At 36.4% G+C, this 21,880-nt stretch carries 18 protein-coding genes; 7 read left to right on the top strand and 11 right to left on the bottom strand.

Translation table 11 applies throughout. The annotated features are described in order from the left end of the window. Nucleotides 1-127: 127 nt before the first annotated feature. A complete protein-coding gene (ymzB, locus tag JOC48_RS16055; protein ID WP_204501387.1) occupies nucleotides 128-484 on the top strand; it encodes a protein YmzB in 357 nt (118 codons plus the stop codon). A gap of 138 nt (nucleotides 485-622) precedes the next feature. Here the strand turns inward: ymzB and JOC48_RS16050 are convergent, their stop codons facing one another. The 4 genes from JOC48_RS16050 to JOC48_RS16035 form a co-directional block, all read right to left on the bottom strand. Further along, complete coding sequence (locus tag JOC48_RS16050; protein ID WP_204501385.1) at nucleotides 623-1,633, bottom strand: FecCD family ABC transporter permease; 1,011 nt, start codon at nucleotides 1,631-1,633, stop codon at nucleotides 623-625. Then, the gene (locus JOC48_RS16045) at nucleotides 1,630-2,637 is read right to left on the bottom strand and encodes a FecCD family ABC transporter permease (RefSeq protein ID WP_204501383.1); all 1,008 of its coding nucleotides are present in this window, start codon (nucleotides 2,635-2,637) and stop codon (nucleotides 1,630-1,632) included. Before JOC48_RS16045 ends, JOC48_RS16050 begins: the two co-directional genes overlap by 4 nt. Nucleotides 2,638-2,769: 132 nt before the next feature. Further along, nucleotides 2,770-3,768, bottom strand: a complete 999-nt coding sequence (locus JOC48_RS16040) for an iron-hydroxamate ABC transporter substrate-binding protein (RefSeq protein WP_204501381.1) — start codon at nucleotides 3,766-3,768, stop codon at nucleotides 2,770-2,772. Beyond that, nucleotides 3,719-4,564, bottom strand: coding sequence for an ABC transporter ATP-binding protein (locus JOC48_RS16035; protein WP_204501379.1), 846 nt, complete (start codon nucleotides 4,562-4,564; stop codon nucleotides 3,719-3,721). The genes JOC48_RS16040 and JOC48_RS16035 overlap by 50 nt, the downstream gene beginning before the upstream one ends. A 136-nt stretch (nucleotides 4,565-4,700) precedes the next feature. On the opposite strand from JOC48_RS16035, the gene JOC48_RS16030 reads away from it, so the two are divergent. Further along, a complete protein-coding gene (locus JOC48_RS16030; RefSeq protein ID WP_204501377.1) occupies nucleotides 4,701-5,750 on the top strand; it encodes an NAD(P)/FAD-dependent oxidoreductase in 1,050 nt (349 codons plus the stop codon). 276 nt (nucleotides 5,751-6,026) lie between these two features. Here the strand turns inward: JOC48_RS16030 and JOC48_RS16025 are convergent, their stop codons facing one another. The 3 genes from JOC48_RS16025 to JOC48_RS16015 all read right to left on the bottom strand — a co-directional run bounded on the left by JOC48_RS16025 (nucleotide 6,027) and on the right by JOC48_RS16015 (nucleotide 9,290). Then, nucleotides 6,027-7,067, bottom strand: coding sequence for a FecCD family ABC transporter permease (locus JOC48_RS16025; protein ID WP_204501376.1), 1,041 nt, complete (start codon nucleotides 7,065-7,067; stop codon nucleotides 6,027-6,029). Beyond that, a complete protein-coding gene (locus JOC48_RS16020) occupies nucleotides 7,060-8,076 on the bottom strand; it encodes a FecCD family ABC transporter permease (protein ID WP_204501375.1) in 1,017 nt (338 codons plus the stop codon). The genes JOC48_RS16025 and JOC48_RS16020 overlap by 8 nt, the downstream gene beginning before the upstream one ends. A gap of 164 nt (nucleotides 8,077-8,240) precedes the next feature. Continuing rightward, entirely contained in the window at nucleotides 8,241-9,290 is a 1,050-nt protein-coding gene (locus JOC48_RS16015; RefSeq protein ID WP_204501374.1) for an ABC transporter substrate-binding protein, read from the bottom strand. A 245-nt stretch (nucleotides 9,291-9,535) separates the two neighbouring features. Here JOC48_RS16015 and JOC48_RS16010 point away from each other — a divergent pair, with 245 nt between their 5' ends. Both JOC48_RS16010 and JOC48_RS16005 read left to right on the top strand, forming a co-directional pair. Continuing rightward, entirely contained in the window at nucleotides 9,536-10,144 is a 609-nt protein-coding gene (locus JOC48_RS16010; protein ID WP_204501373.1) for an IMEF encapsulin system ferritin-like cargo protein, read from the top strand. Nucleotides 10,145-10,167: 23 nt separating this feature from the next. Continuing rightward, nucleotides 10,168-11,016 (top strand): family 1 encapsulin nanocompartment shell protein, encoded by an 849-nt coding sequence (locus tag JOC48_RS16005; RefSeq protein ID WP_204501372.1) that lies wholly within the window; start codon nucleotides 10,168-10,170, stop codon nucleotides 11,014-11,016. Between the two features lie 85 nt (nucleotides 11,017-11,101). Here the strand turns inward: JOC48_RS16005 and JOC48_RS16000 are convergent, their stop codons facing one another. From JOC48_RS16000 to JOC48_RS15990, 3 genes are all read right to left on the bottom strand, one after another. Next, nucleotides 11,102-11,575 (bottom strand): hypothetical protein, encoded by a 474-nt coding sequence (locus tag JOC48_RS16000; RefSeq protein ID WP_204501371.1) that lies wholly within the window; start codon nucleotides 11,573-11,575, stop codon nucleotides 11,102-11,104. A gap of 145 nt (nucleotides 11,576-11,720) precedes the next feature. Continuing rightward, on the bottom strand, nucleotides 11,721-13,796 hold the full coding sequence (locus JOC48_RS15995) for an ATP-dependent helicase (protein ID WP_204501370.1): 2,076 nt from the start codon (nucleotides 13,794-13,796) through the stop codon (nucleotides 11,721-11,723). Nucleotides 13,797-13,806: 10 nt separating this feature from the next. Beyond that, nucleotides 13,807-16,458 (bottom strand): DEAD/DEAH box helicase, encoded by a 2,652-nt coding sequence (locus JOC48_RS15990; RefSeq protein WP_204501368.1) that lies wholly within the window; start codon nucleotides 16,456-16,458, stop codon nucleotides 13,807-13,809. 285 nt (nucleotides 16,459-16,743) lie between these two features. Here JOC48_RS15990 and JOC48_RS15985 point away from each other — a divergent pair, with 285 nt between their 5' ends. Continuing rightward, entirely contained in the window at nucleotides 16,744-18,075 is a 1,332-nt protein-coding gene (locus JOC48_RS15985; protein ID WP_204501367.1) for a multi antimicrobial extrusion protein MatE, read from the top strand. Nucleotides 18,076-18,347: 272 nt separating this feature from the next. On the opposite strand, the gene betB is transcribed toward JOC48_RS15985, so the two are convergent. Further along, on the bottom strand, nucleotides 18,348-19,820 hold the full coding sequence (gene betB, locus JOC48_RS15980) for a betaine-aldehyde dehydrogenase (protein ID WP_204501366.1): 1,473 nt from the start codon (nucleotides 19,818-19,820) through the stop codon (nucleotides 18,348-18,350). A 289-nt stretch (nucleotides 19,821-20,109) separates the two neighbouring features. On the opposite strand from betB, the gene cudC reads away from it, so the two are divergent. Both cudC and JOC48_RS15970 read left to right on the top strand, forming a co-directional pair. Continuing rightward, complete coding sequence (cudC, locus tag JOC48_RS15975) at nucleotides 20,110-20,661, top strand: choline uptake/conversion transcriptional regulator CudC (RefSeq protein ID WP_204501365.1); 552 nt, start codon at nucleotides 20,110-20,112, stop codon at nucleotides 20,659-20,661. Nucleotides 20,662-20,843: 182 nt separating this feature from the next. Next, a complete protein-coding gene (locus tag JOC48_RS15970; protein WP_204501364.1) occupies nucleotides 20,844-21,743 on the top strand; it encodes a glycine betaine ABC transporter substrate-binding protein in 900 nt (299 codons plus the stop codon). Nucleotides 21,744-21,880: the final 137 nt, after the last annotated feature.

Genomic DNA, 21,880 nt, shown 5'->3' with positions numbered 1-21,880 from the left:
CTCTATTTTTCTTCGTATAGTTATCGTGCTTTATATTGCAATCGTTTATTCAACATAAATTTTTTTATATAAAAATCACTGTATTATTACGTCTTGCTTGGAAAGTATAAATATAGGAGGGATTATGATGAAGCAGCAGTACTTATCAGTTGAAGAATTTAATGAATTGTTACAACAATGGAACGGAGAAAAAATTAGAATTTCAAAACGTGAACTGCATGACTATGATGATACATTAATGGAGCTAAACTCCATTTCCTATTCAAGAGACACAAGAAGAATCGATGATTATGAGCCTATGCATGCTTTACAATTAAATGGGCCAGGGAAAATTCATACCGATGGACAGGATTTTCAACAGCTTCCATCAGCTCATTATGAAATACCACTAGAAGATTCTACATTATATCAGTTTAATGAATCAAAATTTTCCTTAATTACGGATAGAGCTACGTATACGATAGAGCTTGTATCGGATAGTTAAAAATATAGGTTATCTATAGCAATTGAGTAAAAACGGGAGCAAACACCAAATTGACACTCAGCAGTTGCAGTGAAGCTCCCTAAGCTCTATTCTCACTTCTTACTCCTTTTCTTTATATACTGCCTCAATAACACTTGTTTATGATTTTCGTAATAATAGATAAATAAAATATGGAGCCCCAATTAAGGCAGTCATTATACCTGCAGCGATCCCAGCAGGTTCAACTATATTACGTCCAATTGTATCAGCAAGTAACAACAGCCATCCACCGACAAGAATAGCAATTGGCATAAACAGTTGATTTCTAGGACCCACTAAGCTTTTTGCAATATGTGGAGCCATTAGACCAATAAAGGCAATACCGCCTGTTACAGACACAGCAGCCGCTGCTAAAGCTACAGCTGTTAATAACAGAACAAGCCTCTCTCTTTCTATAGATACCCCGACTCCAATTGCAACTGGTTCACTTAACCCCAATAGATTTAACCGGTTTGCTTTATATAAAGTAAACGGGATAAGAATTATGATCCAAGGAAGAATAGCTAAAATAAATGGCCAATCTGTTCCCCATATATTCCCTGCTAACCATTTCGCAATAAAGTCTACCTTTTGGCGTTCTGCAGAAGAAATAAGGATAACCATGGCTCCCGAACAAGCCATGGAAAAACCAATTCCTATCAAAACTAACTTAACAGGCTGTAAACCACTCTGCTTACTATAAGAAAAAATGTAAATGAGAAAAGCTGTAAGCAAAGCACCTATAAAGGCAACCAAGGGAAGCACATAGACAAATGATCCAGCCTCGATTGGAAAATATAAAAAGAATGCTGCAATTCCCACACCAGCTCCAGCATTTATCCCAATTATTCCTGGATCAGCCAGGTCATTTCTGGTTATTCCTTGTAAGATAGCACCTGAGACCGCCAGCGCCATCCCCGCCAACAATGTAATAAATATTCGTGGTAATCGAATAGAAAATAGGACAAATTCTTCTTTAAATGTCCCTTCTCCTAAAATAATTGGGATTAACCGATCATAAGATACACTTGAATAGCCCAAACCCATACTAACAATCATTGTTAGGAATATAGCCCCTATTAACAAAAGAAGGATAATGCGTTGCTTTTTAATAAGGTTAGGATCAATCATGAGAATGCATTTCCTCCTTTTCTAACAATTAGCAGGAAGAAAGGAAGCCCCAAAATAGATACGATGGCGGCAACAGGTGTTTCAAAAGGTGCATTAATCGTCCTGCCTAGTGTGTCAGCTAATAGCATGAACGTTGCACCAGCGACAGCTGACATAGGCAAAATAAAACGATAATCCGTTCCAACTATCCCTCGAACGATATGAGGAATCATTAAGCCAACAAACGCTATGTTACCTACTAATGCCACAGATGTACCTGCTAATAAAATAATGATGATGAACAACATATATTTCACTCTAATTATATTTTGTCCTAATCCTATTGCAACCTCTTCATTTAAACTAAGTATGGTTAGCTGTTTCGCTAGAAAAATAGAAATGACAATACTAATGATTATAAAGGGGACAATCATTTGAAGCTGCCCCCATGTGGTTCCAATTAACCCTCCAGCAGTCCACATCGAAACATCTTTCGAAATCCTAAAATAAAGGCCAATCCACTCCGTAATAGCATGAAGGAACGCAGATACTGCAGCTCCTGCTAACACAAGCCGAAATGGAGAAAATCCACCTCTTCTCATCGAGCCAATTCCTAGAACTAAAATCGTACCTACCGCAGCACCTATAAAACACACAATTGTAATCCAAAAATAGTTAGCGTAAGGAATAAGAGCAATGGTTAAAGCAAGGGCCGCATTGGCACCTGCTGTTAAACCTAGTAAACCGGGGTCTGCTAGAGGATTTCTCGTAACTCCTTGCATAATTGCTCCTGAAACTGCTAAAGCAGCACCAACAAATATAGCGGCTATTACACGTGGTAAACGAATTTCATTCAGCATAATAACTGTGTCAGTCACTGTGTTAGATATAATAGCGTTCCATGCATCTTTTAGACTTGTATCAGCCGCACCTACCACCATTGAAATAAAAAAGGAACTAATAAGTACAAAGAGACCTATGAGAAATTTATATAAAAATGGAATGGAAGTTGATCGTTTTACCATATTTATCGCATCTTTCTTTTTAAGAATGAGGATGTATCAAAACTTGGTCATAATAACAAGTATAGGATGACCCAAATATGAGTCATCCTAGTTATCCTAGCCTTGTAGCCTTGCTATTAAGCCTACGATTAATTAGTTACCAAGAAAATTTTCTCTAAAGAATTCTAGCTGATATTCCAACGTAAGTGGGTCACTAAAATAGAACTTCGTTGCATCTGCTACAAAAACTTGGTTATTTTTAACAGCAGGAATGTTTTTGTATGTTTCAGATTCCAAGAATGAAGTATCTGTTTCCGTCTTACTTACAATTAAGTAATCTCCTACGAATTCAGGAAGAACTTCCAAAGAGAGTGTATAATATCCAGGTTCTAAAGCCGTTTCTTTTACCTTTTCAGGCATATTCAGTTTCATTTCCTGATAAAGCAACTCTGTTCCGCGTGCCCAATTATCTCCAAACACGTATAAGTCCTTATTAAAGTTTTCAATAACAGTTACTGTTGCATCTTTTCCAATTTCAGCTTTAACTTCTTCCCCTAAAGCTTGTGCGCGTTGTTTGTAATCATCAATCCATGCTTGCGCTTCTTCTTCTTTGTTTAACACTTTACCGATTTCTAAATGTTGTGTTAAGTAATCATGGCTCCCCCAAGTAAACGTAACAGTTGGGGCAATTTCACTTATTTTATCAAGGTTTTTTGTACTAGCTAGTCCGATAATTAAATCTGGGTTAAGCTCGATAATTTTTTCTAGATTTTCCTCTGATACTTCTTCAACACCCTCTAGCTTCTCTTCATAAAGCGGATTCCCCATTGACCATGCATCTACCCCAACTATCGGAACGTCTAACGCCATAACATTCCCGGCATAGGAGGAGAGTACAACTACACGTTGTGGATCCGCTGGCACTTCAACAGGTCCATTTTCAGATTCATACGTAATGGTACCTGATGTTTCTTCTTCAGCCTCTGTTTCACTAGATTCATTTTCTGTTGATTCGGATGTGTCTTCTGTTGTTTCACTTGCACCTTCTGCAGGGTTATTTGTTTCTTCTGTATTTTCTTCTGATGAATTATTTCCACATGCACTAAGAATAAGTATGAACAGCAGTAGAAATGGTACTAGTAGCTTTTTCATGTAAATCTTCCCCTTTAAGTAAATTGTACGTTACACACATCGGTTTATTTGTTCGAGGATCTCGGCCTATTTCAGCATCAATTTGAAACACATCTTTAAGCACGTCTCGCTTAATGACTTCTTCACTTGTGCCCTCTTTGACGATTTGACCATCTTTTAACGCAATAATATAGTCCGCAAAACGTGCTGCTTGGTTTAAATCATGAAGAACCATAACGATTGTTCTCCCTTGGACCTCATTTAACTTTTCCAGCAATTCAAGAACCTCTAACTGATGAGCCATATCTAAATATGTCGTTGGTTCATCAAGGAAAATCATGTCTGTTTCTTGTGCTAATGCCATTGCAATCCATACACGTTGACGTTGTCCCCCTGATAATGCATCGACAGGACGATATTTAAACTCCTCAATTCCCGTCACTTCAAGAGCCCAGTGAATGACCTCTAAGTCTTTTTTTGTTAGGCGCGCAAACCCCTTTTGATAAGGAAACCTGCCGTAAGAGACCAACTCACCCACTGTTAGTCCAGCAGCACTTTCAGGTGTTTGCGGTAAGATCGCCATTTTTTTCGCGAGGGTTTTTGTACCTTCCTTTGAAATACTTTGGCCATCTAAAATAATGGTACCAGATTGATGGGAGATAATCCGCGTAATAGCCTTAAGTAACGTTGACTTCCCACATCCATTTGAACCAATAATCGTTGTAATTTTTTGATCGGGAATTTCAATCGTCATATCTTTTACAATTAAGCGTTCACCGTAGCCAATATGTAATTGATCTGTAAATAGGCGAACCATAAAGAATCCTCCATTTGAAGTTTTTTAAAAACTTTGTTGATAATGATTATCAATGTCGCTTACAATAATACTATAATACTAAAGTTTGTCAACCGTTATTTTTATATGCGCATACATACATGGAGGAGTGAGAACGTTGAATGAAAATGAAATCTTTGATGTAACAATAATTGGTGGTGGACCAGCCGGGCTTTATTCATCCTTTTATAGTGGACTTCGTGAAATGAAAACAAAGGTAATTGAATTCCAGCCGCAGCTTGGCGGGAAGATCCATGTATATCCTGAAAAAATGATATGGGATGTTGGAGGATTACCCCCTATCACAGGTGCTCAATTAATTGAGCAGCTTGTAAACCAAGGATTAACCTTTGATCCAGAAGTTGTGTTAAATGAAAGAGTGACGTCGATCTCAAAAAATGAAAACGGGGTGTTTGTTTTAAAAGCAGCTTCAGGCAGCGAACATCTCTCTAAAACCATCATTATTGCAACTGGTAGTGGAATATTAAAGCCGCATAAGCTGGAAATTGAAGGTGCAGAAAAATATGAAATCTCTAACTTACACTATACAGTTAAATCATTACATTACTTTAAGGATAAAACAGTGATTATTTCAGGAGGAGGAGATTCTGCAATTGATTGGGCTAATGAGGTAGAACCAATTGCTAAAAAAGTGTACCTTGCACATCGGAAAGATACATTAACTGGTCATGAATCCAATATCACGAAATTATTAAACAGCTCAGTTGATTGCATGCTCCAAACAAAAATTACAAAGCTACTTTCTAGTGTTGACCGTGTGTCTATAAAAACGGTTGAATTGACCAATCAGGAAACCAATAAAGTATTTTATGTAGACATTGATGATGTAATCGTAAACCATGGATTTGATCGCGATGCTTCTCTCCTTGAAAATACTCCGTTAAAGATTAACTTAGTGGACAATTATTTTATAGATGGGAGTACAATGAGTGAATCCTCTATTCAAGGTCTATTTGCAGCAGGTGATATCTTAACACATGAAGGAAAGTTAAATTTAATAGCCGGAGCCTTTCAAGATGCTGCTAATGCTGTCAATAAAGCAAAACAATTTATAGAGCCCGATGCAACTGCTGTTGGAATGGTTTCTTCACACAATGAAATATTTAAAAAAAGAAATAGAGAGCTTATTCGTCAATGGATAAAATAATGGGAAAGAGATAACTACTGGACGTTCCGGTATTTCTAACAAAACAGTTAATTGTAACCTGATTTTGGGTTTAAAAGAGGGGCAAGTGAACGTGATAGTGTAGACTTTTCACACCTAGCGGGACCAACGAATACCGTTATTTCTCCAGTAGGAAGTTTCAGACTTGAGATCTTCAATAATTAAATGATCACTATAACCTAAGTTCAGAGACCTCGCTACTAACACACTCACGCCCTTCACTACTTGTTCTAAAACTCTCTTCATTTAAAAGTATATTTACATGTTTCGGTTCCTATATAACAAATAAATAAAAAATGGAGCACCAATTCCGGAAGTAAATACACCAGCAGGAATATCGAGTGGTAAAAATGCTGTCCTTGCAACAATATCCGCGACCATTACAATGATTCCACCTATTAATGCTGAGGTCGGTACAAGACCGGCAAATGAACGACCAGCAAGCATTCTAGCGATATGTGGAGCAATCAAGCCTACAAATCCAATACCTCCTGCAAAAGCTACAGCTGCTCCTGCTAATGACACACTAATAAATAATAATAGCAGTCGTTGAAGCTGCACATTTACACCAAGACCTAAAGCCACATCGTCTCCTAACTCTTTAACGTCCATTGTTCTAGAAAATAAAAGTGAAACAGGAATAAAAATAAGAACCCATGGTAACATAGAAAGCACATCTTGCAAATTTGCTCCGTACAGACTTCCCGTTAACCAAAGATAAGCTCTCGTTGTAGCAAATGTATCACTGAGAACAATAAACATCGTTACTATAGCGTTCGCAGCTGCCGCTACTCCAATCCCTATCAGTACAAGACGAATCGGAGTAACTCCTTTTTTCCATGACAAACTATAAACTATAATGGAAACAATTGTCGCTCCTAATAAAGCCGCTAGAGGCATCAACTTTATGCTGATTGCACCTACAAAATAAACAATAAATATAACCGCTCCCACAGAGGCTCCTCCTGTTATCCCGATAATATCTGGAGAAGCAAGAGGATTGCGTACAATTCCTTGCAAGATTAATCCTGAAACACCTAATGCAGAACCAACGAGAAAGGCAAGTAAAACTCTTGGTAACCTCAGAGTATTTATAGTAAAGTCATATTCACCACTTCCATAACCAAATAAGTGTTTGATAACCGCTAGTGGGTGGATGTGACTACTTCCAACTGATAAACTAATGACAAAAATCAACAATGAAAACAAAAAAAGGATAGTAAATATATATAATGTCTTTTTATTTAATTGACATGAAATAGAACCTGATTTACTTCTTACCGAAATAAACTTAGTCATTCCTTGTTAACCCCCTACGTGCAATATAAATAAAAAATGGAGTTCCCAAAAATGCAGTCATTACACCTATCGGCATTTCTTGGGGCATAATAACAAACCTTGCTGCCACATCTGCTAAAAGTAGTAAACTTGCTCCAATTAAAGCACTAAAGGGGATCACCCACCTATAATCGGTCCCAATTATGCCACGTACAATATGGGGCACGATTAAACCAATAAATCCGATTGACCCTGCAACCGCTACTGACCCACCTGCTAGAAAAACGACTACTATACCAATCATAACTTTTACTAAAATTACGTTCTGACCTAAACTCTTTGCTACATCATCACCCGACATCAAAATATTAATGGCTTTACCTAAAAATAAAGCTACTAATACTCCTGAAATTATAAATGGTAATACCGGTAAAAGCATATCCATACTTCTTCCTGCAACAGATCCTGCCAACCAGAATAAAACACTTTGTATCCCTTGCTCGTCAATAACTAATAACCCTTGTGTAAAAGAAACAAATAGGGCGGTAATAGCTGCACCTGCTAATACTATTTTAATTGGTGACAATCCTTCATGCCCAATAGAGCCAAGAAAATAGACAAGTATAGCTGCCACCGCTGCTCCAATAAAAGCTATCCACATATAATGAACTAATGAATTAACAGAAAAAAACGTTGCTGAGAAAACGATGAAGAATAGAGCGCCCGCATTAATTCCAAAAATATCAGGTGCTGCAAGTGGATTTCTTGTCAATGCTTGCATGAGAGTACCTGCTATTGCGAGGCTGGCACCAATTACAGCTGCAATCACTGCTCTCGTCAATCGTGAAGTCGTTATAATAATGTGTTCAGTAACGGACTCATCATAATTTAAAAAAGCATCGATAGCAACTTGCAAGGTAATAGGGGTCTTTCCCAATACGATACTTAAAATAAAAGAAAATAAAAATATGATAAGACTAAAAAATAAACCTACTACTTTTGAATTTGTACTAGCAAATAAATTACCCATTTTATCCTCTTCCCTATTCGAATTAATTAAGAAGATATTAGAAAAAATTGACTTATCGCCAGGTCGTAATGGTGAAAGTCTTAATTTATACTGTCAATCACGTTTAAATTCTGAGCAATATAAACAAAGAAAGGAGGAAGATATACCCCCTCCTATCCTTATCATTATTTTTCTAAATCAAATCTATCATAAATATCATCAAGCATTAAGTTTGCTGCTAAAATACCTCCTGCCATGTTCCAAGTTGCAAGGTCCACTTGGTATACTTGGTCAGCTTTTACAGCATCCAGATCTGCCCATAACGGATGATTCGTCCACTCTTCATAGGTTTGTTGTACTGCTTCGCTATCATCCATAAAAATATAGAAAACATCAGCGTTCATTTCAGTAATACTTTCTTTATCATTTAACATTGTTACTGCATCGTCAATCTGTTGATTTTCCGGACGTGTAAATCCAAGCTCATCTAATATGGATCCCGCAAAACCAGTATTGTAAATCCGAGCGTGATCTTCTCTAAAGTTAAGAACGGAAACATTTAGTGGCCATTGGTCACCTAACTTCTCTTCAAGCTTCCCGCTTAAGTCAGTTACTCGTTCATCCCATGCAGAAAGAACCTCATCAGCTTTGTCTTCTATATTCATTGCGCTACCCATTAACTCAACTGTCTCTTTATACTTAAATACAGTTTCATGGGAAACGGTTGGAGCAATTTGTGACAACTGATCATACACTTCTTCGTGTCGTAATTTGGAAGCGATAATTAAATCTGGATTTAATTTTGCAATCTCCTCTAAATTGGGTTGAGTCTCTAGACCAACAATTGGAACTTCGCTTAATTCATCTCTTAGATACTTATAAACAGGTTGTTCTATCCAAGATTCAACTATTCCAACCGGCGTTACTCCTAAAGCAATAGCAGCATCATTTGCACCTTGGTATAAAGTAACGATTCTCTCAGGAGTTCCGTCAATCTCCGTTGTGCCCATTGCATGTTCAATTGTGCGAACATTTTCTGTCTCAGCAGCTTGTTCTTCTTCGTTTGTTTCATCCTCTTGATTATTTTCAGCTTCTTGATTGTTCTCCGTTTGATCCGCATCTTCATTACCTTCTGCCTCTTGATTACCACAACCAACTAAAGCCAATACAAGGCTTAAAAAAATTGCAAGTAAAGAAAATGACCATTTTCTTCTTAAAGAATATGTTGTAAACATATTTTATTCCTCTCCTTATTATGTATTTTATGATATTGATAATCATTATCACTAGGAGTGATTATACAACGGTTAGCTGACAAAATCAATAACAAAATCATAAAGTTTAATATTATTAACGTTAGGCAAAGAAATTAGTATTAGTTTAATTACTATCAGGTACTATGCTATTCTTATAAGTAAGTAGCAACTTCGATAGAGTTAGATATTTCTGTTAAAAATTTAAAAAGGAAGGAAAGTGAAACATGATTAACTCTTTTACTGAGTTAAAAGAAATATTTTTAAGAACTAGAGATAACATTCACGAGTTTATGGCTATTTTAACTCCACGTATTGAAAATGCAAAAGATGATCATGAAAGGCTCTATTATCACCATATTTATGAAGAGGAAGAACAGCGTCTTGATCGATTAAACGCCTTATTACCAAAGATGGACTATTTTATTGAAAATGAAAATTCGAGAACAGCAGAGAATTTCGAATTTGTACATATATTACAGGATATTAGTCTTGAAAAATTTGGACTGCATAATTTCTTAGAGCACCTTGATTTAGCATTATTTACATTTAAAGATACAGAGCATGCAGAGAGCTTGACACAAATGCGGAATTCTACTGATTTAGATTATCAATCTATAAAAACGATCTTAACGGAACTAAATGATACCTTTGATGGTGCTGCATCAGCTCCTGGCTCCGTACCAACCGATGAAAAGCATGACGTTAACGAAAGCTTAAAGGTTGAAAAATATACAACAAATGAAGGTACTTCTCAACCCACGGATAACAAACAAGCATCCGTGAATAAACCAATGAAACGATTAACAGTAGGTAGTCTAAAAAAACAATATTAAAACATAGGAGGGCTCATATCTTTATGAATAAAGTACAAAAATACCATGATGCTCCGTTATCAGAACAAGAATGGGAAAAACTTGATGAAATTGTCATTGAAAATGCACGTCGAAACCTGATTGGAAGACGCTTCATTGATATTTATGGCCCATTAGGACAAGGGGTACAATCTGTTATCAATGATGTTTTTGATGAAACAGGGAAAGGGCAGCTAAGTTTTCATGGAGAAGATTTAGAAACATCTAACTCAACCAAACGTATTCACTTAACCATTCCATTGCTATATAAAGATTTTAATTTATTTTGGCGTGATTTAGAGCAAGCAAGAGCATTAGACATTCCAGTTGATTTTTCGCAAGCTGCAAATGCTGTTACACAATGTGCACTATTAGAAGATGATCTAATCTTTAATGGTTCAACCGAATTTAATATATCCGGTCTTTCCAACGTAAAAGGACATTTATCTCATATTCGTTCTGATTGGATGAAATCTGGAAACGCATTTAATGACATTGTTGAGGCAAGAAATAAATTACTTCAAATGGGACATAGCGGACCATATGCTTTAGTATTATCTCCTGATCTCTATGCACTACTTCACCGTGTTCATCAAGGGACAAATGTTCTTGAAATCGAACATGTTCGTGAATTAGTAACCGATGGTGTTTTCCAATCACCAGTTCTAAAGGGACAGACCGGACTATTAATTGCAACTGGAAGACACAATCTTGATCTTGCCATTGCGGAAGATATTGAAACAGCTTTTATGGATAGCGAAAATATGAACTACTTATTTAGAATCTATGAGTGTATCGTGCCAAGAATTAAACGTCCGAGTGCCATATGTACATTAGAAAATCCAAATGACTAAAGAACAAAAATAAGAGCCGGAACCACAGGGCGAATAACTAGATAGCCCTTCGGTTCTGGCTCTTATACCTTTGATATATAAGTATTTATGCTATTTTAGAGTCTTTACATTTCTCATTTGACAATCGTTCAATATTTAAATCATTTAATTGCTTCACATTTTTATAACCTATGTCATTAATAATAAGCATAGCTTCCTCAACAAATGGCTTCATATAAGCACCTTGGTCTACTTGACATAATCGTTTCAAGTATTTTAGTTTTTCTTTCACTTTTATTTCTCTATAGTACTCATTATTTATATCTTGTACTCGTTTGTGAACAGGTGATTTGATTGTACTTATATCATCTACATGAGTTATGATTTTTGTGCCCGTATTAGTAATAAAACAAATTGTATAAAACGTTGAGCCTGAATAGTCAATATGAGTAAAAACCGGAGATTGGAATTTTTCTCCTGAACGAAGTCGAATTTCCTCTGCCTCAATTACCCCGCCAATTTTCCGTTCATTCGAAATAACTGTGAAAAAATCATGATAGCCGTTAATCGAATGCCCCATTTTCCGCCCTCCATAAAAGAGAATTAATGAGAACGAATCTCACTTACTGCATTTTATTCGTGTGCTTGAAATATAAGTACTGTGGACAACTAAGAATTTGATTTTAATATAAATCGTTCGGAACTAAACGGGCTTGTACTTTCATTTACGACAAATACTCTAACGTAGTAAAAAACTTAGAGAATGTTTTGCTGCCATAAGCATCAAATATAACTGTGATGGAATCTGCATCTTCTGACTCAATGATTCCCTCTCCATATTTTTCATGCTTCACACGTTTTTCGTCACTAGATTTCTCTTCTGGATCATCTCCCTCTATCGGCGTACTCTCTTGAATTTGGGCACTTTTCACTTGATTTTCTTGGATCTCTTTTCTAATCGATTGTAGATCCACAAGACGGGCCTTACTTTCTTCTTTAGCAACCAAATGACTTGGCAGCATATAAACAAAATCACTTGGCCCTTCCAGCACGCGATAATTGTCCGGATTGGTATAATAGGAGATTTCCAAATCATCTTTAGCTCTCGTGATTCCTACAAAAAATAACCGCTTTTCCTCTTCATACGCCTCAGTTGAAGAACTACGCAATGGAATTAATCCATCATTAGCGCCAACGATAAAGACATGATTGAATTCCAATCCCTTGCAGGCATGTAATGTCATCAGTTTGACACTATCATCCTCTACATCGATTGAATCTTTCAAGATATTTAAGCCATACAATGTAGATGAATTGAGATATTCCAGCATTCCTTCGGTTAGAGCTAGCTTTTTATCGTCGATATAATGCTTCATACTATCGATGAAATCTAAAATAAATGTTTTATTTTCTAGATAAGTGGATGATGTTGGTGAAAGGTAATTATCCAGTTCAAAGTAATCATAGATCTCTGAAATATTTTCTACTTTCGTAGGATTGCACCATGCTTCAAAGCCAATTATTTTATCAAGTAAAACAGACGAATCCTCCGACTTCCATAACCCTCTTATTTTCGCAAAAGAAAGACCTTCACCGAACTCCTTATTATTTAACGCAGTAATGATATTGTTCTTATCATTGCTATTGATCGATGCCTTCAGCAAACTGACAAACCACCTGAGAACAGGAACATCTTTTAATGACTTTTTCATGGAAACCTCTACTGGTATTCTTTCTTTGACCAGTGCATCTTCAATCGTCTTTGATTGTCTTTGGGTACGGTAAAAGATGGCAATATCTCTATAGTTTACAGCAGCCTCTCTTTGTAGGTTTTTTATTTGATCACACAAATATTTGGCTTCATTAAACGGATTATAGTGATTTTTAACGACGATTTTGTTCCCTTCCTCTCGTACCCCTTCTAGCTCTGAGCTATCTGCTAAAAACTGCTTAGCTGCATCAAGGATCGTGGAGCTTGATCGATAGTTAATCGGTAGCGTCATTTCCTTGGCATCATAGGTTTGTTTAAAAGTCGTAAATATATTTTTCTCGCTCCCCCGCCACGAGTAAATAATCTGATTAGGGTCGCCGACGACGAACAGCTTCGTGTCAGTTCCACACATTTCTTTCATGAATGCTAACTGGGCCGCATTACAATCCTGGAATTCATCTATAATAATCCACTTCGGTGTAAATAATCCTATTTTCAATAGTTTCGTTGCATTAATAATTAAATCATCGAAATCCATTTTATTTTGCTTTTGTTTTTCTTCTACCATACACTCCCATAATGCTGCCATATCATCTTCTCGTTTCATATTTCCATACAACGTAATTCCGTTCTTTATTGCTTCAATCCGATTTGGGAGTTTATTCTTAAATTTAATGTTAAATCGATGTTCAATCATTAATCGATACGCCATTTCCATTAATTCATCTGGGTCCATAATGGTGAAATCACTGGTATAACCAATATCTTCAACAGGCAAGGATTGAGACAACAATTTAGACGCAACATGATGAAACGTGCCAAAATAAGGCATGTCTTTATCTTTTATTTCTGAGTTTTCCGTTTTGATTCGATCCTTGATTTCCTTGGCAGCTTTATTCGTAAACGTGAGAACGACCATATCCTTTAAATCAATCGCTTTTACGAAACGGAGGTACATCACTTTTGATATGAGAACGGTTGTTTTTCCGCTTCCGACATGAGCATTTAGAAGCAGTGCAGGACTATTATCTAAAACAGCATCTTTTTGATAATTATTTAGTTTACGAAGCATCGTATCCGTTTTAATCATAGAACCCCGCCTATCTTGTTAAATCTGAATATCGTCTTGAAATTTTGTCTCTAGTTGTTACATTTCCCTTCGGTGCAGTTTTAAAGTCAATGGCAAAATCCTTTGGTGTGTTGACATAATGGTTAATCATATTTTTCAGCTTGCCTTTATTATCGCTCTCATTCATCCACTCTTTATAAAAAGGATTATCTAGGATAAGAAATAATGTAGAGCCTTCTATTTTTACAGCTTGTACACTCGATAGAAATTCTGATAAATATTCTCCAGTTTCTTTCATGAAGCTGGTAAACTTGCTCCACTCGTCTTGCAATTCCAGGAAATCAAATTTCTTTTCTACAACTACTTGTGGAGCAGCTACTGGTACTTTCATACCCTTCGGTGGAGCCAATTGTTCATATAAATTATTTAACCCCCATAGAACAATTGACTTATCGAGATTATAATCTCCGATACAAGCCGGACATCCTTCGTTACACTTACATCCGCTTACCATTTTTACCGCATTATCAATAATTTCCGAAATATGATCAAATGCCTTTTCCGCATACCCCAATCCACCGATATATCGATCATAAATACAGATGGAGGTTGTGCGCTCATCATTAATCGCTTCTTCTAACATAGAAGTACCTACATCTTCCTTGGTAGCCATCGTTAACATCAATGTCGCATTTAATAGTGCATAACTCATCCCACCAAAATAAGTCTTCCAAAACTGAGTTGGTATGTCTATCCCCGTATTAGGTACTAATTTCCTAAAAAGGGCATCCACATTTTTAGGTATGAGTAACCGAACACCTTCTGTTTCAAACGCTTTTGATAAAGGTTTGGTAAGCTCTTCATAGCCTAAATTTTGATGGTTATGAAATTGAATCCTTTTATAACCCGTTACGGATTCCGTCACTTTGGCATCGCCAAAATATTCCTTCGTTCTTCCGATGTCATCGTCCTTAAAATCCTTTATTTTAGCAACTGCTGTGCCACTATGTGATGCGGTATAGTAATTGGCATCCATCGGAACGGCGTATGCTACTCTATTTTCCACATCTAAATTCTCAACTTGGTAAAGCAACCCATCATGCAAATAAATCGCACCTTGGTGGATTTCCTTATACGCTTGTAGTTCGTCCATTTCAGTAAGAACCGTTGCATCGATTTTATTTACCAGTTTATATCTTTCTTTATCCATATTTCTTAAGCTATAGTCCCCTGCTGGAAATGAAGGTCCGATCCAAGTGAACTTCCCATTTTCACTTCTGAGCTCCCCGGCTTTGATTAAAACAGGAACGATTTCTCCAAGCTGTGGAAAGATAGATATATCATCTAATGAAAGTGGAATTTCAGCTGCACCAGCTCGAACATGGGCGAGTTGAATAAATAAGTTGTTGGTATCGACAACGGCATTTTCACTTCCGTTTGAAAAAAGCCATTCCGGATTAATCCCGATGTATTGATCAAATGGAAGATTATCTAAAAGTAAAAAAGTAGATGAGCCTACGCCACTACGCCCTGCACGTCCAGATTGTTGCCAAAACGAAGCCCTTGTACCTGGAAACCCTACTAAAACAGTCGATTCAACACTACCGATATCAATGCCAAGTTCCAAAGCATTGGTTGAAACAAGCCCTTTCAAATTACCGTTCACCATATTATTCTCTATTTCTTTTCGTTCTTTAGGTTTATACCCGCCTCGATAACCAGAAATTAAATGAGAATAGTCCTGTACTTTTGTTCCGTCATACTTTAATTTATCTCTCGCTTCCTTTAGTACCACTTCGACTGTTTTACGCGCTTTGCAAAAAGCAATAAAGCTGTTATCCTGCATCACTAGTTCAGGTAACAATTCCGTAGCTTCTTGAGCAGGACTTACAGGGTAATCTGTTCCTTTAATCATCGGTGGCTGCCATATGTAATAATGCTTTTCTGGTGCCGGCGAACCATCCTGATCTATTAGTGAAAAACGTTTACCAGTAATCTTCTCTGCTAATTCAACTGGATTTGCTATTGTTGCAGAGCTGCACAAATATTGAGGTGACGCATGATAATAGGTACAGATTCTGTTTAAACGTTTGATTAAATTGGACAAGTGCGAGCCAAAGGTGCCTCTGTACGTGTGTAGTTCATCTATGACCACGTATTTCAAGTTTGAAAAGATAAAGTTAAACCCAAAGTTATTATGATTTGGTAAAAATGCGGTATTGATCATCTCAGGATTCGTTAGAATAATATTTGCACTATTTCTTATCCTACTTCGTTCATTGACAGGAGTATCTCCATCATAGACTCCTGCTTGTATTTTATTTTTCCCAAAGTAATCTAAAAGAGGCTGGATATTGCGGTATTGATCATTTGCTAGTGCTTTTGTGGGATAGACAAAGATTGCTCGTGTCATGGGATTTTTCAATATTTCTTGTACGACTGGCAATAAAAAACTTAGTGTTTTACCACTTGCTGTTGACGTAGTAATGACAATGTTTTTCCCATCCAACGCTTTCTCGAACATCTCCGCCTGGTGACTATACAATTGCTTAATTTTATTTTCTTTCAGATAACCTTGTAAACTATTTAATAGTCTGTCTGGAAAATTTCTATAGTTAGCTTTTCGCTCTGGTGCTATTTTTTTTGCAATGATTCGATTTTCAAATTGATTGAAGTCGTTCATGAACATTTCTCCTTCATACCGTTATAGAGGATGTTTGATCAATTATTTATCCTTTAATTCACGATTCACTTTTTTAATTCGAACATTTGTTCTTATTTTATCATAATATGCTATAGAAAGGAAGTTTATTTCTACTAATTTAAGTGCTTGTACGATGCAATCAACGACTCTCGCTATAAATATCTTCAGACACCCAATGAGAAAGGTATAAAAAATAGGACATGAAGTACAATAACTTCTTAACGCTGGGTAATAAAAGAGTTAAGTCGAAAGGCGGAAGATACGTTGCGAAGTGAGGGGCTTTCCTATAAACATCTTTTAGCATTCTTTATTCCTTTAGGATTTTCAGCAAGTTTAACTGCCATTACACATGTAATTATAAATGGGACGATGAGCAGAGGGGAAAATGCGGCCTTTATTATCGCTAGTTATGCTGTTGCTATGTCCATTTTTGGCATCATAGAAAAGCCGTTAATCATCTTTAGACAAACATGCTCTGCATTGGTTAAGAATAAAAAGTCGTTTAAAGTGCTTTTCCTATTTTTACTATATGTTGTGGCTGCTGTTTTACTAGTCTGTTTTATTTTAGGATTCACACCAATTGGTGATTGGGTGTTTGTTCATTGGTTTAATGCTGAATCTAATATGGTTGAAACTGTGTCAAATACGTTTAAAATACTATCGATAGTTATGGTACTCTCTGGAATTAGAGGGATATACGAAGGAATAATTATTAGGGAGCAGAAAACAAAGTGGCTAACCATTATGGTTGTCGTAAGACTTGCGACAATGTTTATTGCTTCTTATTTATTTGTTGTTTCTGGGTACATAACAAGTCTTACTGGAGCAATGATTTTTTTAATTGGAATGGCTGTAGAATCCATTATTAGTGTTTGGAAAGGACAGTCCTTGCTAAATGGAAAAAAAAGTAGCCGTTCAAAACTGAATATGAAGGGAATTACTCGGTTTTATTTCCCATTATTATTTTACTTTATTTCTCAAACCTTCTTAATTCCAGTCATTTATGTCTTTTTATCCAAAACAAGTGATAAGGATATGGCGATAGCCTCCTTTGCTCTTGCTATTAGCATAATTGGAATGGTATTAAGTTTTTTTTCCTATACACATCAATTAGTACTACAATTTTATGAGAAATATGGAAGAAAAGTAACCAGATTTACCATCGTTATAAGTTTTATACCATGCCTATTACTTAGCATTCTCTGTTTTACTCCTATTGGATCCTGGTTTATGGGTGTCGTAATGGGCGCGGATGAGGCCTTAGCAGGAGCGACGATAAATGTACTACAAATTTTTATTGTTAAAGCAATTGTTTTTCCTTGGGTGGATTTTATGACTGGTTTTTTCATGTTACGAAGAAAAACAAACAAAATACTTATCGCACAAATCCTAAATCTTACTACGGTAATCATTGCGTTACTACTTCTTGTTAATTATTTTCCGGAGTGGAACGGTTTAAATGGATCTGTTGCATCTTCGTTAGGGGAAGTTATTGGTTTAATCGTTGTCATCATTGTATTTAAAAGAATGGGAAATGCGCCAAGTGAAGAAGAGAAAACATCACTTTTTACAAGAATCTATCCTTATGAAAGATAGATTATGCTTAAGATTTTTTTCTAGGCAAAAGGGAGTTCTTGTTCCTATTTCCAAGGAGTGAAACAAAGGAAATTTTAGATTTTATTCCAATAAATAAAAAGAAGGATAAAGAAGAATAGATTAATGCAGTAGGAAAGACAACAAAAAAAGTGCCATACCCTATGCGTACGTTTTCCCATGGGTATGGCACTTTTTTACTTTTTGCAATAAGCCTAAAAAATGGTTGTAGATGAACTTGTCATTCAAGCTCTACAGTAAATGAATAATAGTAGTTAGAACCAATTGATTGGTTCAGGTTTAAGGTTTTGGAATATATGCTTTGTTTCTGTATATTCTTCCATACCTAATCGTCCTAATTCGCGTCCAATACCAGACTGCTTAAATCCCCCCCATGGTGCATGTGGGAAATAAAGGTTGAATTCATTAATCCAAACAGTACCCATTCGCATCTTTGCTACACAACGTTCAGCTTTCACAATATCGTTTGTCCAAACGCCACCAGCAAGTCCGTAGATAGAGTCATTAGCAAGCTTTACTGCTTCCTCTTCTGCACGGAATTTCTCAACCGTGATAACAGGACCAAAAGCTTCATCTTGAACAATGCTCATATCTGTTGTGCAGTCTGTGAAAATTGTAGGTAGATAGAAAAAACCATTTTGTAGTTCTGGATCTTCTGGACGACTGCCACCAGCTGCTAATGTAGCACCTTCTTTAATACCCGTTTCTACATACTTTTCTACCTTCTCACGGTGCTCAGCTGAAATAAGTGGCCCCATTTGTGTATTTTCTTCAAATCCGCTTCCTAGTTTAAATTTTTTAACTCGCTCAACAAGTGCGTTAACGAACGCATCGTGAATACTTTCTTCGACAATCAGTCTTGTACCAGCGGAACAGATTTGTCCTGCGTGGAAGAATACCCCGTTTAATGCTTGGTCAACTGCTGTCTCGAAATCAGCATCTCCAAAGATGATGTTTGGGTTTTTCCCACCAAGTTCAAGGGCAAGCTTCTTCACATTAACGCTTGCCGCTTGCATAATTTTCTTTCCAGTTACAATTCCACCTGTAAAGGAAATGAGATCCACATCAATGTTACTAGATAGCTCTGCTCCAACTGTATTACCAGCACCAAGTACTAGGTTAGCAACACCAGCAGGAACTCCTGCCTCTTCCATTAGTTCGAATACTTTAATCGTAGTAAGTGGTGTAATTTCACTTGGCTTCATTATTAAAGTATTTCCAGTCACAAGCGCTGGAGCTAGTTTCCAAGATGCTTGAAGTAATGGGTAATTCCACGGTGTGATTTGACCACATACACCAATTGGTTCACGAACGACTCTACTAGTAGAGTTTGGTACTGGAGAATCAATCAATTCCCCGCCATCTTTATCCGCAATCTCTGCATAATAGCGAAATACTCCAGCGATATCATCCATGTCTCCACGGCTTTCTTCTACTGTTTTTCCAGTATCTAATGATTCTAATCTAGCAAGTTCATCTTTATCTCTTTCTATTAATTCAGCAATTTTCCTTACGATAGCCCCTCGCTCTGTTGCTGGAGTAGAAGACCATTCTCCGTTATCAAATGCTGCTCTTGCTGCAGCAATTGCTGCTTTTGCATCTGCCTCATCACCTTCAGGAACAGTAGCAATAACTTCCTGGTTAAATGGATTAATAATATCACGTGTATTACCCGATTTCGCATTCACCCATGTACCATGAATGTATTGTTGTAGTTTTAGACTCAAATCTATCAACTCCAATTTCCCTATAAATTAATTTTATTAAAAATATATTTAACGTTTTGAAGATGGTAACATGTCTTATTACAGCTGTCAAAAATTATTGAAAACAGAAAAGTTTAGAAAGAATTAAAATTAACTAGAATGGTTGTTATAACTAGGTTAGAGCCATTTGCAATTGGTTAAAATCACGTTTTTCCATTTGACATTTTATCTGAACACGGTAACATAAAGTATGTAAAGAAGATTTAAAAAATATTTAACACGCTTTACTTTATATTAAAGGAGCGACTTTATGAGTGAATCTACTGAACGATCCATAAGTAAAATAGAAGAAGCAAAAGATAAAGTCATTGGTGCCATTGCAGAGACAATGGATTTATATGGTGTAACACCAGCTGCAGCAAATTTATACGCTACGATGTACTTTAAAGATCAGATGACTCTTGATGAAATGCGTAAGGAGCTCGAAATGAGTAAACCAAGTATGAGTACTAGTGTCCGTAGGCTCCAAGAAATAGAAATGGTGAAAAAAACATTTACACGCGGTTCTAGGAAACATACCTATGTAGCTGAGAAAAATTTCTTCCGTTCCTTTATGGTGTTTTATTGTCAAATGTGGGAACGAGAAATAAAAATGAATATGGAAGCAATTGAGGAAGCACAAGAAGATTTAATTGATGTTATAAAAGATTCCTCTAGCACACCAGGAATTGTTGCAGAGGCAAAAAAATACTATGATCAATTAGAAGAATCTAAAACATACTATCACTGGTTAGAAGACTTAGTTGCAAGTATAAGGAGTGGTAAGATATTTGAGTTTTTACCTAAAGATCAGCAAGATTAATTTGAAGAAGTTACCAGGTAGTCTATAGAAAGATAGCTATAGACTACCCTGTATATGAATGTTACACTATCTCTTTAAATAAGAGATGGCTTCGTTTTGTGTTATCGTTAAAATATTTCTTAATACATTTAACGTTTGGAATGTTTTAAATTAAAATATTAAACAAAGGAGAGTTTTTCAACATGAACAACTGGAAAAAAGAACTTAGTATTATCTTAGCGCTGCTAATGGTTGCTGTACTGACAGCATGCGGAAGCGCTAGTGGGGAAACAAACAGTGAACAAGCAGGTGCAGAAACAGAGGTAAGTGATGAAGAATTAACGATCGGCCAAATTAACTGGGCTGAAAATATTGCAGTAACAAATATGTGGAAAGCAATTTTAGAAGATAAAGGTTATAACGTGAAGTTAAGTGTATTGAATATGGGTACTACGATGAAGGCTTTAGAAAGTGGCGAGCTAGATGCTAGTTTAGAAATATGGTTACCGGTCCAAGATTCCAATTATTTGGAAGAATATCAAGATACTGTTAATTTCTCAGAAGCTACTTGGTTTGATAATGCAAAAGTAGGACTTGTTGTTCCAACCTATTTAGAAGAAGTTAATAGTGTAGAAGACTTAAATGAACATAAAGAATTGTTTGATGGTGAAATTTTTGGCTTTGACCCTGGTGCAGGTACGATGGAAGTAACTGAACAATTAATTGAAGATTATAATCTTGAGTTTGAACTACTTCCAAGCTCTGAACCTGCAATGTTAGCGGGAATTGGAGAAGCTGTTAAAAATGAAGAACCAATCGTGGCACCACTTTGGAGCCCACACTGGGTATTCTCCAAATATGACTTGAAATTCCTAGAAGATCCGCAAAACACATTCGGTGGTGTAGAAAAAATTCACCATGCTACAAGACATGGATTTGAAGAAGATTATCCAGAAGTGAGCGAGTGGTTTAAAAATTGGAAGATGGATGATCAGCAAATTGGCCAGCTTATCGACTATGTAGAAAGTGCAGAAGACCCTCTTGATGGGGCTAAGAAGTGGATCGATGAAAACGAAGAGTTAATTGGTGAATGGGTAAAGTAAATAGTTGCAAGAAATAAAGAAGCTAGTGTCTCACTTTTAGAGTAAAGTGGTCCCTATGTCAAGGACACTTTTAAAAAAAGGCCTTAAATTTTAATAATTAATAGCGTATTCTTCCGGTAAGGAGGAGATACGACATA

The organism is Aquibacillus albus (genome assembly GCF_016908325.1).
GTDB classification, from domain to species: Bacteria; Bacillota; Bacilli; order Bacillales; family Amphibacillaceae; genus Aquibacillus_A; species Aquibacillus_A albus.
This window is presented reverse-complemented; position numbering and strand designations above follow the sequence as displayed.

Excerpts from the sequence above, each read along its gene's own strand:
- ymzB (WP_204501387.1), top strand. The coding sequence starts at position 128 with ATGAAGCAGCAGTACTTATCAGTTGAAGAATTTAATGAATTGTTACAA.
- JOC48_RS16050 (WP_204501385.1), bottom strand. The coding sequence starts at position 1,633 with ATGATTGATCCTAACCTTATTAAAAAGCAACGCATTATCCTTCTTTTG.
- JOC48_RS16045 (WP_204501383.1), bottom strand. The coding sequence starts at position 2,637 with ATGGTAAAACGATCAACTTCCATTCCATTTTTATATAAATTTCTCATA.
- JOC48_RS16040 (WP_204501381.1), bottom strand. The coding sequence starts at position 3,768 with ATGAAAAAGCTACTAGTACCATTTCTACTGCTGTTCATACTTATTCTT.
- JOC48_RS16035 (WP_204501379.1), bottom strand. The coding sequence starts at position 4,564 with ATGGTTCGCCTATTTACAGATCAATTACATATTGGCTACGGTGAACGC.
- JOC48_RS16025 (WP_204501376.1), bottom strand. The coding sequence starts at position 7,067 with ATGACTAAGTTTATTTCGGTAAGAAGTAAATCAGGTTCTATTTCATGT.
- JOC48_RS16020 (WP_204501375.1), bottom strand. The coding sequence starts at position 8,076 with ATGGGTAATTTATTTGCTAGTACAAATTCAAAAGTAGTAGGTTTATTT.
- JOC48_RS16015 (WP_204501374.1), bottom strand. The coding sequence starts at position 9,290 with ATGTTTACAACATATTCTTTAAGAAGAAAATGGTCATTTTCTTTACTT.
- JOC48_RS16010 (WP_204501373.1), top strand. The coding sequence starts at position 9,536 with ATGATTAACTCTTTTACTGAGTTAAAAGAAATATTTTTAAGAACTAGA.
- JOC48_RS16005 (WP_204501372.1), top strand. The coding sequence starts at position 10,168 with ATGAATAAAGTACAAAAATACCATGATGCTCCGTTATCAGAACAAGAA.
- JOC48_RS16000 (WP_204501371.1), bottom strand. The coding sequence starts at position 11,575 with ATGGGGCATTCGATTAACGGCTATCATGATTTTTTCACAGTTATTTCG.
- JOC48_RS15995 (WP_204501370.1), bottom strand. The coding sequence starts at position 13,796 with ATGATTAAAACGGATACGATGCTTCGTAAACTAAATAATTATCAAAAA.
- JOC48_RS15990 (WP_204501368.1), bottom strand. The coding sequence starts at position 16,458 with ATGAACGACTTCAATCAATTTGAAAATCGAATCATTGCAAAAAAAATA.
- cudC (WP_204501365.1), top strand. The coding sequence starts at position 20,110 with ATGAGTGAATCTACTGAACGATCCATAAGTAAAATAGAAGAAGCAAAA.
- JOC48_RS15970 (WP_204501364.1), top strand. The coding sequence starts at position 20,844 with ATGAACAACTGGAAAAAAGAACTTAGTATTATCTTAGCGCTGCTAATG.